Origin of the sequence: Phyllobacterium calauticae, from assembly GCF_019991125.1 — a bacterium.
Classification (GTDB): Bacteria; Pseudomonadota; Alphaproteobacteria; order Rhizobiales; family Rhizobiaceae; genus Phyllobacterium; species Phyllobacterium calauticae.
Window position 1 is genome coordinate 93,930 of the sequence record NZ_JAGENB010000008.1, and the last position, 20,389, is coordinate 114,318.

The 20,389-nt window shown below is 61.5% G+C and carries 23 protein-coding genes; 6 read left to right on the forward strand and 17 right to left on the reverse strand.

Going from position 1 to position 20,389, the window contains the following annotated elements:
• Positions 1-34 precede the first annotated feature (34 nt).
• From J1W56_RS22080 to J1W56_RS22105, 6 genes are all read left to right on the forward strand, one after another.
• Entirely contained in the window at positions 35-871 is an 837-nt protein-coding gene (locus J1W56_RS22080; protein ID WP_223615449.1) for a metallophosphoesterase family protein, read from the forward strand.
• Positions 868-2,022, forward strand: coding sequence for an ABC transporter ATP-binding protein (locus tag J1W56_RS22085; RefSeq protein ID WP_223615450.1), 1,155 nt, complete (start codon positions 868-870; stop codon positions 2,020-2,022). The genes J1W56_RS22080 and J1W56_RS22085 overlap by 4 nt, the downstream gene beginning before the upstream one ends.
• On the forward strand, positions 2,015-2,959 hold the full coding sequence (locus tag J1W56_RS22090; protein ID WP_223615451.1) for a carbohydrate ABC transporter permease: 945 nt from the start codon (positions 2,015-2,017) through the stop codon (positions 2,957-2,959). Before J1W56_RS22085 ends, J1W56_RS22090 begins: the two co-directional genes overlap by 8 nt.
• The gene (locus J1W56_RS22095) at positions 2,956-3,792 is read left to right on the forward strand and encodes a carbohydrate ABC transporter permease (RefSeq protein WP_223615452.1); all 837 of its coding nucleotides are present in this window, start codon (positions 2,956-2,958) and stop codon (positions 3,790-3,792) included. The genes J1W56_RS22090 and J1W56_RS22095 overlap by 4 nt, the downstream gene beginning before the upstream one ends.
• Positions 3,793-3,817: 25 nt before the next feature.
• Complete coding sequence (locus J1W56_RS22100) at positions 3,818-5,083, forward strand: ABC transporter substrate-binding protein (RefSeq protein WP_223615453.1); 1,266 nt, start codon at positions 3,818-3,820, stop codon at positions 5,081-5,083.
• 195 nt (positions 5,084-5,278) lie between these two features.
• The gene (locus tag J1W56_RS22105; RefSeq protein ID WP_223615454.1) at positions 5,279-5,620 is read left to right on the forward strand and encodes a PilZ domain-containing protein; all 342 of its coding nucleotides are present in this window, start codon (positions 5,279-5,281) and stop codon (positions 5,618-5,620) included.
• Between the two features lie 6 nt (positions 5,621-5,626).
• On the opposite strand, the gene J1W56_RS22110 is transcribed toward J1W56_RS22105, so the two are convergent.
• The 17 genes from J1W56_RS22110 to J1W56_RS22190 form a co-directional block, all read right to left on the reverse strand.
• Positions 5,627-6,112, reverse strand: coding sequence for a hypothetical protein (locus tag J1W56_RS22110; RefSeq protein WP_223615455.1), 486 nt, complete (start codon positions 6,110-6,112; stop codon positions 5,627-5,629).
• Positions 6,109-6,546 (reverse strand): flagellar protein FlgN, encoded by a 438-nt coding sequence (locus tag J1W56_RS22115; protein ID WP_308526412.1) that lies wholly within the window; start codon positions 6,544-6,546, stop codon positions 6,109-6,111. Before J1W56_RS22115 ends, J1W56_RS22110 begins: the two co-directional genes overlap by 4 nt.
• A gap of 26 nt (positions 6,547-6,572) precedes the next feature.
• Positions 6,573-7,133, reverse strand: a complete 561-nt coding sequence (locus tag J1W56_RS22120) for a rod-binding protein (RefSeq protein WP_223615456.1) — start codon at positions 7,131-7,133, stop codon at positions 6,573-6,575.
• Between the two features lie 49 nt (positions 7,134-7,182).
• Entirely contained in the window at positions 7,183-7,593 is a 411-nt protein-coding gene (locus tag J1W56_RS22125) for a hypothetical protein (protein ID WP_223615457.1), read from the reverse strand.
• A gap of 1 nt (position 7,594) precedes the next feature.
• A complete protein-coding gene (gene fliR, locus J1W56_RS22130; RefSeq protein WP_223615458.1) occupies positions 7,595-8,353 on the reverse strand; it encodes a flagellar biosynthetic protein FliR in 759 nt (252 codons plus the stop codon).
• A gap of 11 nt (positions 8,354-8,364) precedes the next feature.
• A complete protein-coding gene (gene flhA, locus J1W56_RS22135) occupies positions 8,365-10,455 on the reverse strand; it encodes a flagellar biosynthesis protein FlhA (RefSeq protein WP_223615459.1) in 2,091 nt (696 codons plus the stop codon).
• Between the two features lie 589 nt (positions 10,456-11,044).
• Positions 11,045-11,311, reverse strand: coding sequence for a flagellar biosynthetic protein FliQ (locus J1W56_RS22140; RefSeq protein WP_105735188.1), 267 nt, complete (start codon positions 11,309-11,311; stop codon positions 11,045-11,047).
• A gap of 16 nt (positions 11,312-11,327) precedes the next feature.
• Positions 11,328-11,726: a flagellar hook assembly protein FlgD gene (gene flgD, locus J1W56_RS22145; RefSeq protein WP_223615460.1), complete on the reverse strand. Its 399-nt coding sequence runs from the start codon at positions 11,724-11,726 to the stop codon at positions 11,328-11,330.
• Positions 11,723-12,163: a flagellar biosynthesis repressor FlbT gene (gene flbT, locus J1W56_RS22150; protein ID WP_223615461.1), complete on the reverse strand. Its 441-nt coding sequence runs from the start codon at positions 12,161-12,163 to the stop codon at positions 11,723-11,725. Before flbT ends, flgD begins: the two co-directional genes overlap by 4 nt.
• A 5-nt stretch (positions 12,164-12,168) precedes the next feature.
• Positions 12,169-12,513, reverse strand: coding sequence for a flagellar biosynthesis regulator FlaF (flaF, locus tag J1W56_RS22155; protein ID WP_223615462.1), 345 nt, complete (start codon positions 12,511-12,513; stop codon positions 12,169-12,171).
• A gap of 51 nt (positions 12,514-12,564) precedes the next feature.
• Positions 12,565-13,614 (reverse strand): flagellar hook-associated family protein, encoded by a 1,050-nt coding sequence (locus J1W56_RS22160; RefSeq protein ID WP_223615463.1) that lies wholly within the window; start codon positions 13,612-13,614, stop codon positions 12,565-12,567.
• Positions 13,615-13,616: 2 nt separating this feature from the next.
• Positions 13,617-15,089, reverse strand: coding sequence for a flagellar hook-associated protein FlgK (gene flgK, locus J1W56_RS22165; RefSeq protein WP_223615464.1), 1,473 nt, complete (start codon positions 15,087-15,089; stop codon positions 13,617-13,619).
• Between the two features lie 28 nt (positions 15,090-15,117).
• On the reverse strand, positions 15,118-16,404 hold the full coding sequence (locus J1W56_RS22170) for a flagellar hook protein FlgE (protein WP_223615465.1): 1,287 nt from the start codon (positions 16,402-16,404) through the stop codon (positions 15,118-15,120).
• 122 nt (positions 16,405-16,526) lie between these two features.
• Entirely contained in the window at positions 16,527-17,198 is a 672-nt protein-coding gene (gene ftcR, locus J1W56_RS22175; RefSeq protein ID WP_105735195.1) for a flagellar transcriptional regulator FtcR, read from the reverse strand.
• Positions 17,199-17,436: 238 nt separating this feature from the next.
• Positions 17,437-18,027, reverse strand: a complete 591-nt coding sequence (locus tag J1W56_RS22180; protein ID WP_404928677.1) for a transglycosylase SLT domain-containing protein — start codon at positions 18,025-18,027, stop codon at positions 17,437-17,439.
• Positions 17,960-19,186, reverse strand: a complete 1,227-nt coding sequence (gene fliK / locus J1W56_RS22185) for a flagellar hook-length control protein FliK (protein ID WP_223615466.1) — start codon at positions 19,184-19,186, stop codon at positions 17,960-17,962. Before fliK ends, J1W56_RS22180 begins: the two co-directional genes overlap by 68 nt.
• Positions 19,183-20,352 (reverse strand): chemotaxis protein MotC, encoded by a 1,170-nt coding sequence (locus tag J1W56_RS22190; protein WP_223615467.1) that lies wholly within the window; start codon positions 20,350-20,352, stop codon positions 19,183-19,185. Before J1W56_RS22190 ends, fliK begins: the two co-directional genes overlap by 4 nt.
• Positions 20,353-20,389: the final 37 nt, after the last annotated feature.

A 20,389-nucleotide genomic window follows, 5' to 3' on the forward strand; every position in this document is an offset into this window, starting at 1 on the left:
GCCCCCATTGTTCGATTTTGAAGAGAGATATCCTGTGCGGATCATCCAGATCACCGACACTCACCTCAGCCCTTCCAAGGCCCATTTCAACGCCAACTGGTCACCCCTGGCCCAATGGGTCGCCGAGCAGAAACCGGACCTGGTGGTGCACACGGGCGATCTGTCCATCGACGGCGCGGATATCGAGGATGACCTGGCCTTCTCCGCCGGATTGCTGAACGCGCTTCCCGTCAAGGTCCTGAGCCTGCCGGGCAACCACGACATCGGCCACATGCCCGGCAGCCCGCAGCCGGTCAACGCCACGCGCATCGACCGCTGGCGCGAAATGGTCGGACCGGACCGCTGGATTCACGACATGGACGGCTGGCGGCTGGTCGGTCTCAACAGCCTGATCCTCGGCAATGACAGCCTCGAAGAGGAAGAGCAGTTCGATTGGCTCGAGGACGCGCTTGCCGAAGCGGAGACCCGCCGCATCGCCCTCTTCGCGCACAAGCCCTTGTTTGTCGACGCGGCCGACGAAGGCGAAACCGGTTACTGGAGCGTTCGCCCTGCGCCACGCAAACGGCTGCTCGACCTGATCGGGGAATATGATGTGGCCCTGCATGCCAGCGGGCACCTGCACCGCGCCTGGCAGGGCATGCACAACGACACCAGTCTCGTCTGGGCCCCGGCTTCGTCGTTCGTCGTCGGGGACATGGAGCGGGACATGCCCGGCCAGCGCATTGTCGGCGCAGCGATCCATACGCTGACCGACACGGTTGAAACAGACATCGTCGAGATCGGCAGCCTCTCGCGCTTCATCCTCGATGACGTCGTCGAGGAGGTCTATCCGCGTGCACGCATCGCGCAGGCACCGGAGACAGCCGTATGAGCGCGTTCGCCCTCAGGAACATCTCGAAATCCTACGGCACGAACAGCATCCTGAACGATGTCAGCATCGAAGCGGAAGACGGCGAGTTCATAGCGCTCGTCGGGCCATCGGGCTGCGGCAAGAGCACCTTGCTGCGCATTGCCGCCGGTCTTGACCATGGCGATGCCGGCAGCATCTGGATGGGCGACCGCGAAATCACGGCGGAGCACCCGGCCGACCGCAATGTGGCGATGGTGTTCCAGTCCTATGCGCTCTATCCGCACCTGACCGCCGAGCAGAACATTGCCGTGCCGCTGGCCATGCGCACGCTTTCCACCCTGCAGCGCATGCCGTTGCTTGGCCGCTTCATCGCGGGCAGAAGCGCCGCGCAGGCGGCAATCAAACAGCAGGTGCTCGCCACGGCGACCAGCCTCAAGATCGATCACCTGCTTGACCGCAAGCCGGGACAGATGTCCGGCGGCCAGCGTCAGCGGGTGGCCCTCGCCCGGGCATTGGTACGCCAGCCCGGCGTGTTCCTGATGGACGAGCCGCTTTCCAATCTCGATGCCAATCTGCGCGTGCATACCCGCGCTGAAATCGTCGACCTGCACCGGCGCACCGGCGTGCCGACCATTTACGTCACGCATGACCAGTCCGAGGCCCTCAGCATGGCTGACCGGGTCGCCGTGATGATGGGCGGCAAGGTCTTGCAGTTCGCCTCGCCCGCCGAGATCTATGACGATCCGCGCCATGTCGAGGTGGCAAAATTCGTCGGCAGCCCGCGCATCAACATCATCGATGCCGTGACCGCGGACAATGGCACGGTGTTCTTCAGCGGCAAGGCCGTGGTCGACGGCATCACCGGTCCGGTCGGCACCCCGGTCCAGCTCGCAATCCGGCCGGAGCGCATCAGGCTGAGGCCGCAGGGCACCAAGGGCATTGCCGCCACCGTCACCCGGCTGGAGTTCCTCGGCTCGGAAGTGCTGGTGACAACGCAGGCCGATGGCGCCGGGGACGGCATTGTCATCAAGGCCGCCCCGGCCGACGTTACCCATCTGGGTATGGGATCGCCGATCACGCTCGAGATCGACAGGGATGCCTGCCTCGTCTTCGGGCAGGACGGGCTGCGTGTGCCGCTGCGGGCAACGGCAAGGGTTGCCGTCGATGCATGAGACCGCGATACCCAATCTTCTTCCCGCCGCCCGGACCACCGCCCGGCAGGCAGCCATCCGCGCCGCCAAACGCGAAGAGCGCGTGGCCTGGCAGCTGGCCGCACCGGCAATCCTGCTCATCATCGTCCTGATATTGCTGCCGACACTCGCCGTCTTTGTCTTCAGCCTGACCAATTATGAGCTCGGCTATGATGACTTCCAGTTCATCGGCCTCGACAATTACATCGAGCTCTTCGCCGACCGGACGTTCCTCATCTCGCTGAAGAACACCGCCGTCTATACGGCCATCGTCACGCCCTTTTCCGTGTTCATCGGCCTTGGCGTCGCCCTCCTCATCGAGAGCGAGACGCGCGGCCGCGCCTTCTTCCGCACCGTGTACTTCCTGCCCGTCGCATCGCTGCTGGTGGCCATGGCCACGGTGTTCCAGTACCTGCTGCACCCGACCATCGGCCCGGTCAACGCCATGCTGTCCATGCTTGGCATTGCCGGTCCCAACTGGCTCGGCAGCAGCAGCACGGTGCTGATCAGCTTGGCGATCATCGGCATCTGGCAGTCGGTCGGTTTCAACATGGTGCTGTTTCTCGCGGGCCTGACCGCCATCCCGCGCGAACTTTATGCCGCGGCGGAAGTGGATGGCGCCAAGGGCAGCTGGGAGCGCTTCCGGCTTGTCACCTGGCCGATGCTCGGACCGACCACCCTGTTCGTCGCCACGATCAGCGTGATCAATGCGGTCAAGGTGTTCGAGACGGTCAAGACGCTGACCGAGGGCGGCCCGAACAAGGCTTCGGAAGTGCTTCTGTGGACCATCTATCAGGAGGGCTTCGTCTATCTGCGCGTCGGCTACGCCTCGGCCATGACCGTCATCTTCCTCGCTTTCCTCATCGTGCTGATGCTCGTCCAATACCGGGTTCTCGACAGACGGGTGCACTACACATGAAAAACACCGCCCTCTTCTCCATGCGCAACCTGCGCCTCGGCGTCCTGTCCGCCGGTGCGCTCGTCTTCCTGGCGCCCTATATCTGGATGATTTCCACGGCGGCGAAATCCCGCGAGGAAATCTTTTCCTCCTCTCTCACCCTTTTGCCGCAGCATTGGGCGCTGTGGGAAAACCTTGCCAAGGCGCTCACCCGGGTGCCGATGGGCCAGCTCCTGTGGAACGGGCTTGTGGTCTGCGGCCTGATCTTCTTCTTCCAGGTGGTCATCGCCATTCCCTGCGCCTATGCCATGGCCAAGCTGAAATTCCGTGCCGCCCGCACGATGATGACGCTTGTCATGCTCGGGCTGCTCATCCCCATTCATGCCACTGCCCTGCCCATCTACGTCGCCCTGAACAAGGCCGGCATGCTCAACAGCTATTTTGCCCTGTCCGCACCATTTTTCATCTCGGTCTTCGGCATCTTCCTGTTCCTGCAGTTTTTCCGCGCCATGCCGGACGACCTGATCTCGGCTGCCCGGCTGGACGGCATGTCGGAGCTTGCCATCGTCAACCGGGTGATCGTTCCCAATGCCTGGCCGGCCGTCACCGCCTTTGCGATCTTCTCCGTGGTGGCGCACTGGAACGACCTGTTCTGGCCGCTCATCGTCATCACCGGCAGCGAACGGGCGACACCGCCTTTGGGCCTCCTGTTCTTCCGCGCCGCCGAAGCCGGCGACGACTACGGCGCGCTGATGGCCGCAACCCTCATCATCACCCTGCCGCTCGTTGCAGCCTTCCTGCTGGCGCAGCGGCGTTTCATCGAAGGCATCACCCTCACCGGCCTCAAAGGCTGACCGTTCCCAAGACCAGGAGATAACAATGAGCTTCTTCCGAAAGACGATTGCGGCAGCCGCGATCGCCACCGCGTTCAGTGTTCCCGCTTTCGCGGAGACCACCCTGAACGTGCATTACCCGATGCCCGGCTTCTTCAAGGATGTGATGGATGTCATCTCCAAGAAGTTCATGGAGGAAAACCCCGATATCAAGATCAGCTTCGTCAGCCCCTCGGCCACCTATGAGGAAGGCATCCAGACGATCCTGCGGCAGGCGGGAACCGCCGAAATGCCCGATATCACCTTCATCGGCCTCAACCGCCTGCGCATGATTGCCGAGCGCGGCGTCAATGTCGACATGAAGCCGCTGATCGCCAAGGAGCCTGATATGGCGGCCCAGGGCTTCAGCGACAACATCCTTCGCCTCGCGAAGGTCGGCGACCAGCAGGTCGGCCTTGCCTTCGCCACCTCCAACCCGATCATGTACTACAATGCCGACCTGATCCGGCAGGCGGGCGGCAATCCCGACCAGCCGCCGAAGACCTGGGACGAGGTCATTGCCCTGGGTGCCAAGGTCAAGGCGCTCGGCAACGGCAATGAAGGCATCGACTTCCGCTGGCAGGGCGATGACTGGATGTTCTCCGCCCTGCTGTTCGGCGCCGGCGGCACCATGCTTTCGCCGGATGAAAGGAAAGTCGCCTTCAACGGCCCGGAAGGCATCGCCGCCTTCAACCTCGTCAGCCGTCTGGTCAAGGAGGGCGGCATGCCTGTCCTGACCAAGCAGGCGGGTGAACAGGCCTTCGTTGCCGGCAAGGTGGGCTTTGCCTTCCAGACCACGGGCGCGCTGCGCAACACGATCAAGAATGTCGGCACGAAGTTCGACCTGCGCACCGGCCCGCTGCCGCTGCTCAATCCGGAAAAGGGTCATCTGCCCACGGGCGGCAATGCCGTCGTCATCCTGACCAAGGATACCGCCAAGCAGCAGGCCGCATGGAAATTCGCCAAGTTCGCCGCCGGTCCCTACGGCGCTTCCGTGGTGGTTCCCGGCACCGGCTATGTGCCGAACAACGAACTTGCAGCAAAGTCGCCGGACTATCTCGCCGATTTCTACAAGCAGAACCCGCTGTTCCAGGCCGGTCTCAACCAGATGAACCGCATGATCCCCTGGTATGCCTTCCCCGGCACCAATGGCGTCAAGGTGACCCAGACCATCGTCGACAACCTCTCGCGGGTCGTCGAACAGTCGGCCGCACCGCAGGAAGCCCTGAACAACGCGGCCGACGAGGTCCAGAAGCTTCTGCCGCGCCGCTGACACCGGCTCGATCAAGGACAGGCGCCCTGCCCGCCGGGACAAGGCGCCTGTCCGCATCACACGCATTTGCCAACTTGGTATAACGGTTTTGCAATGGTTTGAGACTATGACCATCAGGGACAACCACCGGCTTGAAATATGTATCCCGGATACGTACTCGCGCCGGACCATCAATCCTTGCTGGACCAGCCATCGATGCCACCAACCGAATCCGGCCACAAGACGGAAAAGCGTATTGAAGAACGCAAGCGGACACGCCTGCGCTCAGGAAAGCTTGCAACGCTTGAAGGCCAGTTTCTGACCGAGTGCCACTTTCACAACATTGCCGGCGGCGGCGCCCGCATCCGCACCGTGGGGCCCTGCACCATTCCCAACCGCTTCTGGCTGTTCGACGACCAGCATCGCGGGGCGCTGATGACCGAGATTGTCTGGCACCGGGACGGCGACTTCGGCGTGCGCTTCATCGAGGATGCGAATGTGACACCGCTGAGCGAAGCGGTCCTCAGCGCGCTTGCCGGAAAATACTATTCCCTGTGAGGTGGATCAGGGTGCCGCGGGTGCCTGCCGCTGCAGGCCCTTGGTGTTCTGGTCGCGGATTTCCTTGGCGGTGATGTAGTTGAACTGTTCGACCAGAAGATCGCGCACCAGCGGTTCGGGGAATTTCGCGTTGACCCCGTCGATGACCGATTGCTTGACGCTGGCAAATTCAACCTTCTGTACGTCTTTCACGTCGGAAAAGCGGCCATAGAACTGGCGGAAGATTTCATCATTGATGAACGGCGCAACAGGCACGGTGACGGAGGCCTTGACGCGGCTGTCGAGCGTGTAGCCGAGCTGCACCACGATATAGCCTTCCACTGCCCCGTCCAGAATGATCGGGACACTGAAACTGTCGGTCTTGCCGAAATCGAGCACATCCTTGCTCTGCGACGACACAGCTGCCGTCGCCGAATTCTGCCACACGGCAAAATACAGCGATCCCAGCGCCACGCCGCAGATCCAGAGGCCGATCAGGACAATACGGATCATGCGCCTTGCCCGTTCCTCATCTGCTGGGCGGTATAGGTGCCGTCGGCTTCCTGCGTTTCCAGCGCATCCCGGATGAGGCCGGTCAGCTCGGTCACGGCACGCAGATGCAGCTTGATGGCATCACAATTGCGGTCCAGCTTCTGCTTCAAGGCATCCAGCACCGGCTGCAGCGATTTCAGCGCCGGTACGCCGGCAGTTTTCGCGGCCTTGTTCATCGCCTTGTTGAAATCGCGCAGGCCACGGCTCTTGTGCGAGTTGATTTCGGCAAGATCGATGGTCTCGCCATCGAGCAGCAGTTTGGTTTCGCGCTCGACGACCTCTTCGAGGCGCTTGATGGCAAAGAGCACAGGCTCAAGCGCCGGTTCGACCTCAGGTACAAGGGGAGCGTGTTCGATCACGGTGCCGTTCTCTTCATTATCGTTGACTATATCCATATTCATTTCCTCCAATCTTGCCGGCATCAGCCCCGTTTGATCGCGTCAAGAGGTTTCGTCGTCTTCAATTGCTTGTGAATGAGTTGCCGTTCGATCTGGTACAAAATGACATTCGGGTCCGGGGTCTGATCGCCGGAGACCGCAGGCGCGGCGCTCGCCGCCGCGCTTTTCGCCTTGTTGGCGCTTTGCTGTTCCAGCATCCGCGCCACGCCGATGCCACCGGCATCGGCCATCTGCTTGGCCACCGCCTCCGCCATCATCGATTTCCAGTAATCACCGGCAATGCCCTTGCCGAACACGGCCTGGTTGTCGCCGGTGAACATGGATTCGACAAAGGACTGCAGCATGAACGACTCGAATTTCTTGTAGGCGGGGTTCGGTGCGCCCGGCGCGCTGGTGCTGCCGATGGAAACCGTTGGTGTCCCGGCCTGCTGGATGGACGCGAATGTCTCGCGCGACAGCCGTGTCTGGGCTTCGACACGCGCCGCGGCAAGGCTGCGAAACTTCTCGACCGACGCCTGCAGGGTTGCCGGATCGGCTGCATTGGCAACATCCAGCACCAGATCGGAAGGTGGATTAATGGCCATCGGTCACTGTCCCATCGTGTTTCATGCTTCGTACCTTACCGCGCCAAACTTACGGGAGGCTTGTGCCGCCAACGATTGTATGGATGACATATTCCTCGATTTCCTCGGCAGCAGCAGCCCGTTCCATCGCCTGTTCCAGCTGGCGCAGGCGGTCGCACAGAATATCGATGGTGCGCGACACCGCCAAAAGATCGCGCTTTTCCCGCACCATCTGTTCGGACAGGCCCGCCTGCTTCGCCTTGTTGGTTTCCAGCCGTTTCATGACGAGATCGGGCGGGACGATCCCCGCGCCGTTCTCGAAGCGGTCGTTCTGCATCCTGAACAGTGCCGTATTCTCTTCCGCGATGGCCGAGGACTGCGCATTCAGGCGCGCCAGCGCCATCTCGTGCCGGGCCTTGGTCAGCCGCTGCAGTTTGATCATTCCGCGCAGGGATTGGCGCGAACCCGGCCTGATGCTCATGTCAGAAGTTCCGTAGGTAAGTGCCGGCCTCGCTGGTGAAGAAGCGCAGGAGATCCGGCATGCTGAAATAGAGAAGCATCAAGCCTCCGGCGAGAACGAACGGCATGGAGATGAAGTAGACGGGAATGGTCGGTGTCAGCTTGTTGATCAGCCCGACCGCAATATTCACCACAATGGCGAAGACAATGAACGGCGCGGCGATGCGGATGGTGCTGAAGAAGGCCTTGGACAGCGTATCGGTGAGGTTGACCATGGCAGTCGCGGGCTGGAATACCCCATCCACCGGAATGGCCGAATAGGATGAAAGCAGGGCGCGCAGCACCTCGAGATGCAGATCCATCACGAAGAACATGAGCAGTGCCGACAAGGTGACGATGGTGGCGATGGCGGCCTGCGGCTCCTCCGATTCGATGCCCGCCCCCGGCGCGCCGGAATAGCCCGTCGCCATGGCGATGGTGTTGGCCATGAACTGCAGGGCCCAGAAATACATGCGCGCCAGGATACCGATCAGCGCGCCCACGACGGCTTCGATAAGGATGATGCGCATCAGCACCAGCGGCGCGGCATTGGCCACGGGCGCCATCTGCTTGAACACCAGCGGCACCACCATCAGCGAACAGGTCAGGGCGAGAAACAGCCTTATCTGCATGGGAATGCGCGGACTGGAAATGCCCGGCATGATCAGAAGGCACGAGCCGACGCGGGCGAACACCAGAAAGGCGGCGATCACCATGTCGCTGAGCGCCAGGTTTTGCAGCATCGATCAAGGCCTCACGAGATCGTGCCGAGCGAACGCACTTCGACGCCACGGGCAATCTCCACATGGGACAGCACGGACAGCGTGGCGAACAGCCGCTCGATGATCATGCGGATGTAGGGGCGCGCTTCCGGCGACGCGACGAGCACGAAGCGCTCGCCCGCGTCCAGATGCTTGCGGATCGCGGTGCTGGCTTCGGTGCCGAACTGTTCGAGCAGGCGCGGATCGATGTCGAACTCGACGATTTCGCCCTTGGCATCGCGCTTGAGGCTCTGGTGGAACACCATGTCCCAGCGGTTGCCGAGGCGCAGCACGCTGAGCACGCCATTATCCGCCAGATCGCCGCAGATCTGCTGCGACATGCGCATGCGCACATGCTCGACGATCATTTCCGCACGGCGGATATGCGGCGCGACTTCCGCGATGGCTTCCAGGATCAGGTTGAGATTGCGGATCGACACGCGCTCCGACAGCAGCAGCTTGAGCACGGCCTGCAGGCCGGAATAGGACAGGTGCACGGGGCAGATATCGTCAAGCAGCTTGCGGTATTCCGGGCCGAGCCGGTCGAGCAGCGCGCGCATGTCCTTGTAAGACAGGAGCTGCGCCAGGTTGTTGCGGACGATCTCGCTCAGGTGCGTCAGCAGCACCGAGAGATTGTCGACGGTCATGTAGTTGTCGCGCTTAAGATCGGCGGCAAAGGTTTCCGGCACCGAATAGGCCTTCATGCCGAAGGCCGGTTCCCGCACCTCTTCGCCGGGAATTTCGGGAATGGGCCGGTCGCCCGGGATGACCAGGATTTCACCGACGCGCAGCTCCTGCGAGACCACAACGGTGCCGTGGATCTTGATGCGGTACACCTTCGGCGGGATGAGGAAGTCATCCGTGACCTTGATCTCGGGCACCACGAAGCCGTATTCGGTGGCGAACTTCTTGCGCATCTTGTTGACGCGGTGCGCCAGTTCCAGCTGCGAGGCCATCAGGCGGGTCGACAGCTGCTTGCCGAGGCACAGCTCGATCTGCGCCGTTTCGAGCGAGGCGCGGACGGAATTGCGATCCTCGTCCTCCGCCTCTTTCTTCCTCTGGTTCTGTTCGGCCACGGCCGCCGCCGCCGCCCGAGCGATCTTGCGCGGAACGGCAATGCCGATGGCGACGAGACCAAAGGCGAGAACGAAGAAGGGAAAGGAAGGCAGACCCGGCAGGACACCCAGCACGAACAGCAGCAGCGCGGCAACGAACAGAGCCTTGGGATAGGCCCCGAGCTGGCCGAAGACGGCCTTGTCGGTGGAACCGCGCGTGCCGCCCTTGGACACCAGCAGGCCTGCGGCCAGCGAGACGATCAGCGCCGGAATCTGCGTGACCAGACCGTCACCGACGGAAAGCTTGGTGAAGACGTCGGCCGCTTGGCTGACTTCCATGCCGTGGCGGGTGACGCCGATGATGATGCCGCCGAAAATATTGACGGCGGTGATGATCAGGCCGGCGATGGCATCGCCGCGCACGAATTTCGATGCACCGTCCATCGAACCGAAAAAGGCGCTTTCCTCTTCCAGCTCGCGGCGGCGGTGCTGCGCTTCCTTTTCGTCGATCAGGCCGGAGGAAAGATCCGCATCGATTGCCATCTGCTTGCCGGGAATGGCATCGAGCGTGAACCGTGCGCCGACTTCCGCGATGCGCGTGGCGCCCTTGGTGATGACGAGAAAATTGACGATGATCAGGATGGCAAAGACCACGAGGCCGATGACGAAGTCGCCGCCCATGACGAACTGGGAGAAACCGTGGATCACCTGCCCGGCGGCGGCATAGCCTTCATCGCCGTGGGTGAGGATGACGCGGGTTGTCGCGATGTTGAGCGACAGGCGCATCATGGTGGCAATCAGCAGGACCGTCGGGAATGCCGAGAAATCGAGCGGGCGCTGGATCCACAGGGACACCATGAGAATGAGAACCGAGAGCGCAATGGAAAAGGCCAGGCCGATATCGAGCACCATCGGCGAGACGGGCAGAAAGAGCACGGTCAGAATGATGACGATGCCAAGCGCCAGCCCGACATCGCTGCCGGTCAGATAGCCCTTGTCGCCCAGTTTCTTTACGGCAGCCTGTTGCACAGCATTCTCCTATGATCACAGCAAGCATAGGGAGCGAAGCTTACGCGAAGCCAAAGCGGCCACGCTGACCGGTTGCCACGCCCGCTTTCGCGTCTGGCTGTTGAAAGGTGGGAAAGACGGGCGGTCCCTTGGAACGCGGGTCTTGGGTATTCTGGTATGCTATGCTTGCGATCCTGGGGACCACCCGCCCCGGCAACCGGTTTCGCTCAATGCGGCATCATTGAACGCTCCCTCTCCGGCCGCACAGGTTTTCTTCCCTGCGAGGCCGAAGCGCCGGTCCTTTCCCGACTTTCGAAAGTTTCCGGAAGCATTCCCGCCGGAAAGGACAGGGATGAGAATAATGCGGGTTGGGAGAACGTGGATAAGTTTCATCCAAATCACGCTTTACCCCCCTCTGGGCTGCCGCCCATCTCCCCCACAAGGGGGGAGATCAGCTGTCAGGATTGTTTCAGCCAATCTTCAACATTGAGAATAGCGCGAAAACGTTCATGCCAATGTGATCTCCCCCCTTGTGGGGGAGATGTCCGGCAGGACAGAGGGGGGTGAAAATACCTATGCCTCTTGCGTCACCACACCACGCACCAAAGGCTCAAAAGCCCTTTTCGATCCGCGAATAGGTGAGCAGGGTCAGCGTGTTGATCTGCGAGCCGACGAAGGGGGCGGTCAGCGCAAGCACAGCGAGAATGACGATGATCTTCGGCACGAAGGTCAGCGTGACTTCCTGGATTTGGGTCAGGGCCTGAAACAGGGCAATGATGACGCCCGCCAGCATGGCGGCGCCGACGGCCGGGCCGGCGGCGACAATCACCGTCCAGATCGCCTGGTTGACGATGTCGAGCGCATCGGCCTCATTCATGGTCGGCGGCGGGCTGTCAACTGACGACGATGCCGGCGGTGATCGGCAGTGTGGCCCCGCCCTTGAGCGTGGCGATCATGCCGTCGCTGTAGATCTTGACCGATTCCACCACGCCGGTGACCTTGCCGTCGGCGCTGGTGACGGTCTTGCCGATAATGCCATCCGCCTGGGAAAGCGAGGCGCTGGCAAGAATCTGGTCGAGTTTCTTGTTCATCAGCGTCGCCTGCTCGACATTGGAGAACTGGGCGAGCTGCGCAACGTATTGCGTGCCGTCCATCGGCTGCGTCGGGTCCTGGTTCTTCATCTGCGCGACGAGCAGCTTCAGGAAGGACTGATAGTCGACGCTCGGTCCGCCGGTCTTGGACGTATCCGGAGTGGTGCCGGTCGACGATCCTACGGAAGATGTGGTGGTCATGCGATTGCCTCCGGCCGGTTTGGTTGATCCGAATGGGTGGGATGAATGGTTTCAAGCTCGCCGGAGAGGATTTGCGCCTCCAGCGGATAGAGCAGCCGTATGGCCTTGAGCGCCTCGAACACCCGATCGTTGCAGACGATCTCGTCGATCAGCTTCAGCTCCTTGAGCATCAGCGGATTTTCGAAGGTGGCCAGCAGGTTTGCCAGCATGCGCTTGAAGGTGACGCTGGCTTCATGCCTGATCAGCGGATTGATCAGCATGATCTGTGCGGCGTAATAGAGCTGGCGCAGCGGTGTCGTCGTCTCGTCCGCCTGCAGGACGTGGCTCTCGAGCAGGAACGTCACATCGTTGAGAAACTCGAGGGAAACCTTGCGGTCTGCGCAAAGGATAGCACCGTTGATATAGACTTTCTCGCCGGCGCGCAGGGTGATTTTCATGGTGTTCAGATCCCGTCCCGAATGGTTCTGGTGATCTCGATAATGCCGTCATAGTCGGTCGACCGGCCCTGGCGGATCTCTTCAAGCTCCTTGAGGATATAGATGCCGATCGAGATCAGCGATGCCCGCAATTGCGGCGGCAGGCCGTTTTCCGGGCTGCCGAGATCTTCGATCACGATCACCCACAGGCGCGAGGTGAAATGCACGGCTTCGATGCCCTTGAAGGAATAGGCGCCCTCGTCGCGCGCTTCCTCCAGCATCATGATCGACTGGTCGAACAGCGAGCGTTCGCGCTCCTTGGCGCTGGCAGCGCCGTCATCCATGATGTCGTTGTATCGGGCCTGGTACATATGTCTTTCCGGTATCGGCGCAGACGGGCACGGCAACCGCGCCCGCTACAGCTATTTCAGGTAGTTGAGCAGGCTCAGGCTCTGCAGCTTGACGGTCAGGGCGTAGGAAGCCTCGATCTGCGTGGAGAGTGCATGCACGCGGTTCGCCGCCTCATAGGGATCGACGGCCTCCAGATCGAGAACGGAGCTGTTGAGCACCTTGATCTGCACGGTCAGGCGATCCGTCGCATCCTTGGTCCGCGCCTGGGCATCACCCAGAAACGCCTGTGCGCCGGTCAGCGAGGTGACGGCCTGGGTTGTCGTGGAGATCGCCTTGTCCATGACCGCATCGAAAGCGCCCTGGTTCAAGCCGATATTGCTCAGTTCGGCAACCATGGTGTAGCTCAACGCCATCTGCCGGAACCCGGCATTGTTGGCACTGACCGAAGTCTCGGCCAGCTCCGTCGGCGCGATCCGGCTTTTGACGACGGTGTCTGACGCGGACGACCAGTTGCTGGACCACGAGCCGGCGCTGAACTGGGCGGTCATCGTGGTGTCGAGGAAGGTCTTCATCTGATCGGCGGTGATGTTCTTCACCTGCGGATCGGTCATGGGAAAGCCGAACTGCGTCTGGAAAGCTGTCTGGATGGCTGCGCGCGCCGGACTGCCGGCGGCGTAGTAGTCGTCCATCGGCTGCACGTCCGTGTTCACGCCGGCAAAGACATACTCGCCATTGTAGTTGGTGTTGGCGAGGCCGGTCATGGTCTGCAGACCGCTTTTCGCCTTGTCCAGGGCAACCGAATGACCGTCGGACGAACCGCGCAGCGCCGTCACGGTGCCGAGAAAATCCGTCGCGCCCTTGACCATATTGCCAAGCGCATTCTGCGATGTCGTCATGCGCTGGCCGATCAGGTTGTTGGTTTCGGTCAGAACCGTCAACCGGTCGAACTCCTTGCGCAGGGAGATGGACTGGCCCGTCCGGCTGCCGAGTGCGAGACCGGTGTCGGACACGAATCCGGTGGTCGACTCTTCCTTTGCCTTGATCAGGTCGGCCTGCGCCTTGGCCAGGATATTCCGGGTGGAATTGGCCAGCATGTAAGATGAAATCGATTGGGTTTTCATCGCTATTTCACCGCGTTCAGGAGTTCGTTCAACATGGCATCCACGGCGGAGAGAATCCGGGCCGACGCCTGATAGGAGTGTTCAAGCTGCAGCATCGACTGCATCTCGACATCGATGTTCACACCCGACGCATTGGAGATCGCGTCTTCGGCCCGCGATGCCAGTACGCCGTTGTAGGTATTGGTCTCCGTGGCAGCCTTGCGCTTGGTTTCAAGCGAACTGATCGAGGCGGCGGAATAGTCCAGGAGGTTCTTCTGGCCGGTGATGCCGGCATTCGCATCGTAGCTGCGCGGCGCATTGATGGCGCCGATCAGCCCCTGCAGGCGGGATGAAAAGCCAGCCGATCCCGAAGTGTTCTGCACATAGTCCGGATTGGCCGGATTGGTGCCGCCGTCACGCAGGAGCGTCGGGCTGCCGCCTTGCGACTGGATATAGGCCGAGGAGACCTTGATGGTCCCGGCGAGGCCGGGCGATATCGTTCCGTCCGCAGGCATGGCCGGCGCGCCGGAATAGGTGAAAAGTCCCGGAACGTCCGGCAGGGTCGGCGGTGTCTTCTGGTCTTTTTCGGCAAACATGCTGACAAGACTGCGCGCGATCTCGTCGAGCTGGTTCTGGTAGGCAGGCGCGGTCTGGTCGCGCAGCTGCAGCAGGCCGCTCAGCCGTCCCGTCCCGTAGGGCTGCTGGAACGTATCGTGCGACAGCGGCACGCCGTCCACATAGACTTGGTTGCCGGTGGTTCCCGCCGCAAATGCAGCGGTCGGCGTGAAGCTGACCTTGCGGGGCGAGCCTTCGAACAGGGTGACCCCGGACTCTGCGAAAATCACGACATCATTGTCGCCGCGCACCATCGTCGTGATGCCGATCTCACCGGAAATTTCCTTGAGCAGGCCATCGCGCTGATCGAGGAAATCCGACACATCGGCGCCCGAGCGGGTTCCGTTGACCACCCGGTTGTTGATTGTTTCGAACTTTGCCAGCAGCGCGTTCAGATTGCTGACGGAATCCTTGATGTCGTTGTCGGCATCCTGGCGCAGCGTCTGGATGTCGCTTGTTCCCTTGTTCAGGGCATTGGCCAAGTTGACGGCCTTGGACACCGCCGCTTCACCGACGGAGTTGTTGCCCGGCTGCGATGCATAAAGCTGCAGGGAATCGCGCAGGTCGCCCAGAAGAGCGCTCGGCGAACCGGATGCGTTGTTGGCGGAGTAAATGCCGGAAAGCCTGTCAAGGCCGCTCTTCAGCGTCGAGGACGAGCCGTACTGGCTGTTCGTCTCGATATATTTGGACAGGAGCGCATCGTCGGCCGAGCGGCTGACCGACAGATAGGTCGATCCGTTGGGGCCGCTGACGACGGAGCCGATGCGGCGCGTAAAATTGGGATCGTTGGCACCCGCAAGATTGCGGGATACCAACGCTGTCTGTTTCGACGTCGTCGTCAGAGCACTCTGAGCGGTAAGGAGCGCCGAGCTTAGTGACATGCCTTAGGTCCAATCAACATTTGGGATGCTACCTCTTCAGATTGACCAGCACGTCCATCAAATCCGCACCGGTCTGGAAGACCTTGGAATTGGCCGTGTAGCTTCTCTGCGCCTCAATCATCTCAGTCAGTTCCTGCGCGATATCCGCGTTCGATTCTTCCAGCGCGCCGGATGTCAGCGTTCCGAAGCTGCCCTTGCCGGGCCGGCCGAACTGCACATCGCCGGAATTGGCGCTGGTCGCATACACATTGCCGGACAGGACAAGCAGATTGTCAGGGCTGGGAACGTCAGCCAGCGCGATCTGGTAGATGGCGCGCTGCGCGCCGTTCTTGTAGCGGGCAACGACGGTGCCGTCTGCCGCGATATCGACGTTCTCGATCGGGCTCGGGGTGCTGCCGTCGATCTTCGCCTCGATCGGCGTATAATCGCCTGCCAGCTGCTTGGTGGCCGACATGTCGATCTCGAGCATCTGGCCGTTGGGAATCTGCACCGAAAGGGATTTGTCGGCCGACGTCATCTTGCCGGTTGCGCCATCGAAATTGAAGGTTTCGCTGGCCAGGGGCGCCTTTGAATAGGGGAAGCCGCCGCTGGCCGCCGCATCGGCCTTGTTGTAAACCGTGGCCTCCCACGTGGCGTTCTTGGTGACCGGATCTTCACCCGTCTTGGTGAAGTAAACATCGAGAACAACCAGATTGCCGAGATTGTCAAAACTCTGAAGCGATGTCTTGGCGGTGTATTTTGCCGTCCCGGCGGTATTGGCGGCCGCATTGGACGGAAGGTCGGCGGCAGCGACAACGGCGGAACCCGCCGGCAGGTTGGCCGTGAACGTACCCTTGCGGCTTGGATCGGCGACAAGATCGTTCTGCTTGACGTTGATCTTCTCGAGCCCCTGGTAGCCGTTGATGACCGAATTGGTCTGGCCGTTCACGATCGGATTGCCCATGAGATAGTAGCCGGCCGCATTGACCAGATTGCCCTGCGCATCCGGCACGAACGAACCGGCGCGTGTCAGGTATGGCGTGCCGCTGCTGTCATTGACCACGAAGAACCCGTTGCCCTTGAGCGCAAGGTCTGTCGACGAGGTGGTGAAGCGCAGCGAACCATCGTCGGAAATATGGTGACGCACAACCGTTTCGACGCCGCCGGAATTGTAGGAGCCGCCCGAGCTTGGCAGAACCAGCGAGGCAAACTGGGTGCTGGCGCGCTTGTAACCGGTGGTGCTGGAATTGGCGATGTTGTCGGACACGGTCGACAGGCGATTTGCCTGGGCGTTCATGCCCGATACACCCGTCCGCATCATTCCATAGAGGCTCATTTCCGTCTCCTTGCGCGATGATTCCGTTGCGAATCGTAACCTGACGATGCTTGCGTGAACCTGACGCCTTGAATGTTTCGAGAACTTGCTGAACGCCCCGCCGGCGGCGGAGCGGTGGAGGCTCAATCGAGATTGATGCAGTAACCGAGGAACCGCTTGGAATCGATCGGATCGTGGCCCAGCTGCTCGCGCAGTTTCTTGCGCAGCTTGCTGATGTGGCTCTCGACCACGCTTTCCTCGACCTCACTGTCGAAAATGCCGTAGATCGCGCTGAATATCTGCGCCTTGTTCAGGCGCCGCCCGCGGTTGGCGATCAGATATTCCAGGATACGGCGTTCGCGCCGCGGCAGCGAAAACTCGACCCCGTTGACCTGCGGATCACGGCCGTCGGAAAAGACGCGGATCGGACCGACCTGCGTGCCCGTATCGCCGTTGCCGTAGCGCCGGCGGATCGCGTTGATGCGGGCGAGAATTTCCCGCACATGCATTGGCTTGCGGACCACATCGTCAACACCGGCCTGGAAGAGTTCAAGCGTGTGTTCGAGCGACTGCGTTTCGTTGACCGCAATGACCGGCGCCGAGCAGCGCTCACGAATCTTGTGGGGAAACTGGCTGCGGTTCGCACATTCCCCTATCAGAAACGCTTCAACCGCCATAATGTCGCTCTGCTGGACGGTCGAAACCCAGTCACCGAAATCATCGGGAGCGAACCCTGTTGTTGTAATGCCCTCGCGGGCAAACCACGCCGAATACCCACTCGTCACCAGACTTCGTTCGTCGACGACTACAATCACGGCCCCACCTTCCGAATCAGTAAAAACCCCACACAACACACACCTAGCGGGGTCGATGACTCGCCGACAATCCCCAACTAATTGACCGCAATTAATTGGGAGTCTGAAATGGGGAGTCCGAAGGGGAAACGGGAGGGAAACGCGATGCGACTCGCATGGCTGAATGTCTACCGGTCATACCTTAACGAAAGATGACCGCGTCAACAAATTCACGTTTTATTACCGATCATTAACGCCCTCACTTATCGCAGAACATTCGCGCCTTTTGCGTCCAGTTTCCGAAGCCCGAAGCCACCATGTTTTCCATGACCCGGCACACATACTGCTTCTGTGCCGGATTGTTGTTGGGACCCGCATGGTAGCGTGCCACCGCCATGGTCCAGTTGCCTTCGCGTGCCCGGAGCTGTTTGAGAAAGCGCGCGGCGTAATCGACGTTGGTTGCCGGGTCCAGCATTGCCCCCACGGAGGGAAAGGCGCTGGCATGGAAATAGTGATTGATCTGCATGCATCCGAGGTCGATGAGCTTGGCACCCTGGCCATGCGCTTCGTTGAACTTCATCACGGCGGCCGCGGCTGACGGCATGAAAACCGCTTTGCCTTCGATGTTCATGGCGTAGGGCTGCAGCGAGTCCTTGCGCCCGGTTTCGGTCAATCCAACGGCATAGAGAATGCCGATCGGGATGTCGTATTTGCTCGACGCCCGGTGCATTTCGCGCTCGCAGAGATCGTCGGCATGCGCAGCGTGCGCGGTCAGCAGACTGCTACACGACCAGACCGCGAGACACAGTGCGATCAGCCATGGTTTTGGCAGTCTTGTCATCGCTTTCATCGGGTCTGCTGTCTCCAAAATGCTGCTGCCCGGACGAGCGGTCGCCCTGCGTTCCCTGCGAGCCGGTGTTGGCCTGTCCCCGGCTCCCGGCCGGCTGGTCCTGGCCGGTCATGGCCTGCTGGCCCGGTTGCGTGCTTGCCACGGCTCCACTGCGATCGATCACGGAAATGGTGACGGCGGATGCGTCATCGGCAACGCCGGCGCGCTGCAGGGCCTTGCCAAGGGCTTCGTGGTCGCGCGCGAGGTGCTCGGCTGCCGCCCTGCTTTCCGCCATGAGCTGGATATGCATGCCTTCGCCGGTCAGACGCAGGCGGGCCGTGACCGTACCGAGTTCGACCGGCTGCAACTGGATCACCAGCGTTCGTACCGCACTGGTGCTGTGATCCGAGATGATCTGGACATCCGCGATGGTGGGGCGGCTCTGCGGCGCTGCTGGCGCCGCCTCGGCAAGCGTTGTCAGGGTGACGCGCGGATCGGCGGCGGGGGCCGGCTGGGCAACCGGAGCCGGGGTGCTGACGGCGGGCGGCGGCGCCTGTTCGGGAGCCTGCTTTGCACTGACGCGGGCCTTGGGCGCATCGGCCGCCGCTGCTTCGGCAGGCTGCGGCTGCGGGCCATCGGCCTTGTCCGGCTGAGCCTTGGTATCAGGATTGGCAGCGGCTTTTACAGCCGGCTTGTCAGCCCCATCCGCAGTGGATTTCCTGTCAGCCAGAGACGCAGGCGCAGGCGGTTCGTCCTGACCATTTTCGCCGGTATCGAGCGCCGTTTCCCCGTCGGTCAGGGCATTGGCGTCCAGTGCCCGCAGCGGTTTGTTCTCACGTCCGGGCTGACCGCCACCGGCCGATGCCTGCCGGTCAAACAGCTGTTCCAGGGCGAGGATGGACTGGCCGAACATGGCCTGCGCGGACGGGCCCGTGCTTGCCTGCTCGTCGTCCGCTTCAACCTCCGGTTCGTCATCCATCGCGGCAACGTCATCCGGCGCGATCCCATCGCCCGCCTCGGACGGCAGGCGCAGCGGCTTTGCCTCCAGCATGGACTTGAAGTCAACCGCGTCGTCCTTGCCCTTGGCCGCTTTCCTGTCGGGCAGGCGGTTTCCCTTGCCTGTCTCCCCGACAATGGCGTCCTTGAGTGATCTGAGCGGCATATCCGGTCCGATGGTCATTTCCTGGCCTTCCCTAGAAGCGCATCGATTGCGTCAAGCTTCTTGCGTGTTTCATCGATCATCGGATCAACCGCGATGGCCGGTTTGGGTGCACCGGTCTTTGCCCTGGCGTCCGTTGGTGCGGCACCGGCTCTCACAACGGATCGCTGCGGTGTTTCCGCAACATCCGCGGATGGCTGCTCGAGGATTTTACCCCCCATCGCCGCCGCTGCTTCCAGCAGTTTGACGTCGCGTTCATGCAGGCGGTCGCGCGGCAATTCCAAGAGCATTTTCATCGCATCGTCGGTCTTCTCCGTGCCGACATTGCTGATCCCGAGATAGAGCCGTGCCTGCGTGTCATCCGCCTTGAGCGACTGGGCCAGCGCTTCGGCTTTTTCCGACATGAAGCGGGCGCGCTGCATGTCGCCGCCGACGATCGCACCGCGGGCTATGCGCAGGTAAAAGGGCATGCGGGCACCGGTCCAGGCCAGCGACGCCATTTCCTCGATCTCGTCATTGCTGATCTTGGTCTTGAGGACCATGACCGCATCGACCAGCTGGCGGAAGAAGTCCTCCGAATAGGGTGAAAGGGCAAAGCGCTGCAGATAATTGCGGGCCAGCAGCCTGACCTTGTCCTTGTCGCCCAGATTGGCGGCCATCATCAGGCCGCGCCGAAGGGCAGCCTCTTCCAGCAGGGTTCCCGGCGCCGTCAAGCGGATGTAATCCAGGCGCTTCAAAGCTGTCGGTACATCGATGGCGGCGAGCTGTGCTGCGGTCACCAGCGAGATGGAAGCGATCAGTTCGCTCGGCACATCCGGCGGCAGCTCCTCGCTGAAGTTTTCAACAATGCCAAGCGGGTTGCCATCCGCATAGGCCAGCGAACCGGCGACCAGCTTGGGACTGATGCCATCCAGTTTCGTCGTGGTGAGGATGGTGCGCACGACCTGCGGATTGCCGCCATTCAGGAGATAGATGAGAATGGCGTAGGCGTTGGCCGGCTTTTGCCAGACATCCGGATTGGCCGCCTGGAGCTGCGCAGCAATATGGCCCAGCACCCGGTTGAGCATGGGCAGGGCTTCCGGCTTGCCGGAGGCCACCTGATCCTGCAGCATCCGCATGGAGCGCACCAGCAGATAGGGTTCCGGCGACAGCATGTCGGCCCGGGCCATGCCAAGAGGCAGGCTCACAAAACCGATCAGCAGCCATCGCAGACGGGAGCCCCAC

Excerpts from the sequence above, each read along its gene's own strand:
- J1W56_RS22085 (WP_223615450.1), top strand. The coding sequence starts at position 868 with ATGAGCGCGTTCGCCCTCAGGAACATCTCGAAATCCTACGGCACGAAC.
- J1W56_RS22090 (WP_223615451.1), top strand. The coding sequence starts at position 2,015 with ATGCATGAGACCGCGATACCCAATCTTCTTCCCGCCGCCCGGACCACC.
- J1W56_RS22095 (WP_223615452.1), top strand. The coding sequence starts at position 2,956 with ATGAAAAACACCGCCCTCTTCTCCATGCGCAACCTGCGCCTCGGCGTC.
- J1W56_RS22100 (WP_223615453.1), top strand. The coding sequence starts at position 3,818 with ATGAGCTTCTTCCGAAAGACGATTGCGGCAGCCGCGATCGCCACCGCG.
- J1W56_RS22105 (WP_223615454.1), top strand. The coding sequence starts at position 5,279 with ATGCCACCAACCGAATCCGGCCACAAGACGGAAAAGCGTATTGAAGAA.
- J1W56_RS22110 (WP_223615455.1), bottom strand. The coding sequence starts at position 6,112 with ATGATCCGTATTGTCCTGATCGGCCTCTGGATCTGCGGCGTGGCGCTG.
- J1W56_RS22115 (WP_308526412.1), bottom strand. The coding sequence starts at position 6,546 with ATGGATATAGTCAACGATAATGAAGAGAACGGCACCGTGATCGAACAC.
- J1W56_RS22120 (WP_223615456.1), bottom strand. The coding sequence starts at position 7,133 with ATGGCCATTAATCCACCTTCCGATCTGGTGCTGGATGTTGCCAATGCA.
- J1W56_RS22125 (WP_223615457.1), bottom strand. The coding sequence starts at position 7,593 with ATGAGCATCAGGCCGGGTTCGCGCCAATCCCTGCGCGGAATGATCAAA.
- fliR (WP_223615458.1), bottom strand. The coding sequence starts at position 8,353 with ATGCTGCAAAACCTGGCGCTCAGCGACATGGTGATCGCCGCCTTTCTG.
- J1W56_RS22140 (WP_105735188.1), bottom strand. The coding sequence starts at position 11,311 with ATGAATGAGGCCGATGCGCTCGACATCGTCAACCAGGCGATCTGGACG.
- flgD (WP_223615460.1), bottom strand. The coding sequence starts at position 11,726 with ATGACCACCACATCTTCCGTAGGATCGTCGACCGGCACCACTCCGGAT.
- flbT (WP_223615461.1), bottom strand. The coding sequence starts at position 12,163 with ATGAAAATCACCCTGCGCGCCGGCGAGAAAGTCTATATCAACGGTGCT.
- flaF (WP_223615462.1), bottom strand. The coding sequence starts at position 12,513 with ATGTACCAGGCCCGATACAACGACATCATGGATGACGGCGCTGCCAGC.
- J1W56_RS22160 (WP_223615463.1), bottom strand. The coding sequence starts at position 13,614 with ATGAAAACCCAATCGATTTCATCTTACATGCTGGCCAATTCCACCCGG.
- flgK (WP_223615464.1), bottom strand. The coding sequence starts at position 15,089 with ATGTCACTAAGCTCGGCGCTCCTTACCGCTCAGAGTGCTCTGACGACG.
- J1W56_RS22170 (WP_223615465.1), bottom strand. The coding sequence starts at position 16,404 with ATGAGCCTCTATGGAATGATGCGGACGGGTGTATCGGGCATGAACGCC.
- J1W56_RS22180 (WP_404928677.1), bottom strand. The coding sequence starts at position 18,027 with ATGAAAGCGATGACAAGACTGCCAAAACCATGGCTGATCGCACTGTGT.
- fliK (WP_223615466.1), bottom strand. The coding sequence starts at position 19,186 with ATGACCATCGGACCGGATATGCCGCTCAGATCACTCAAGGACGCCATT.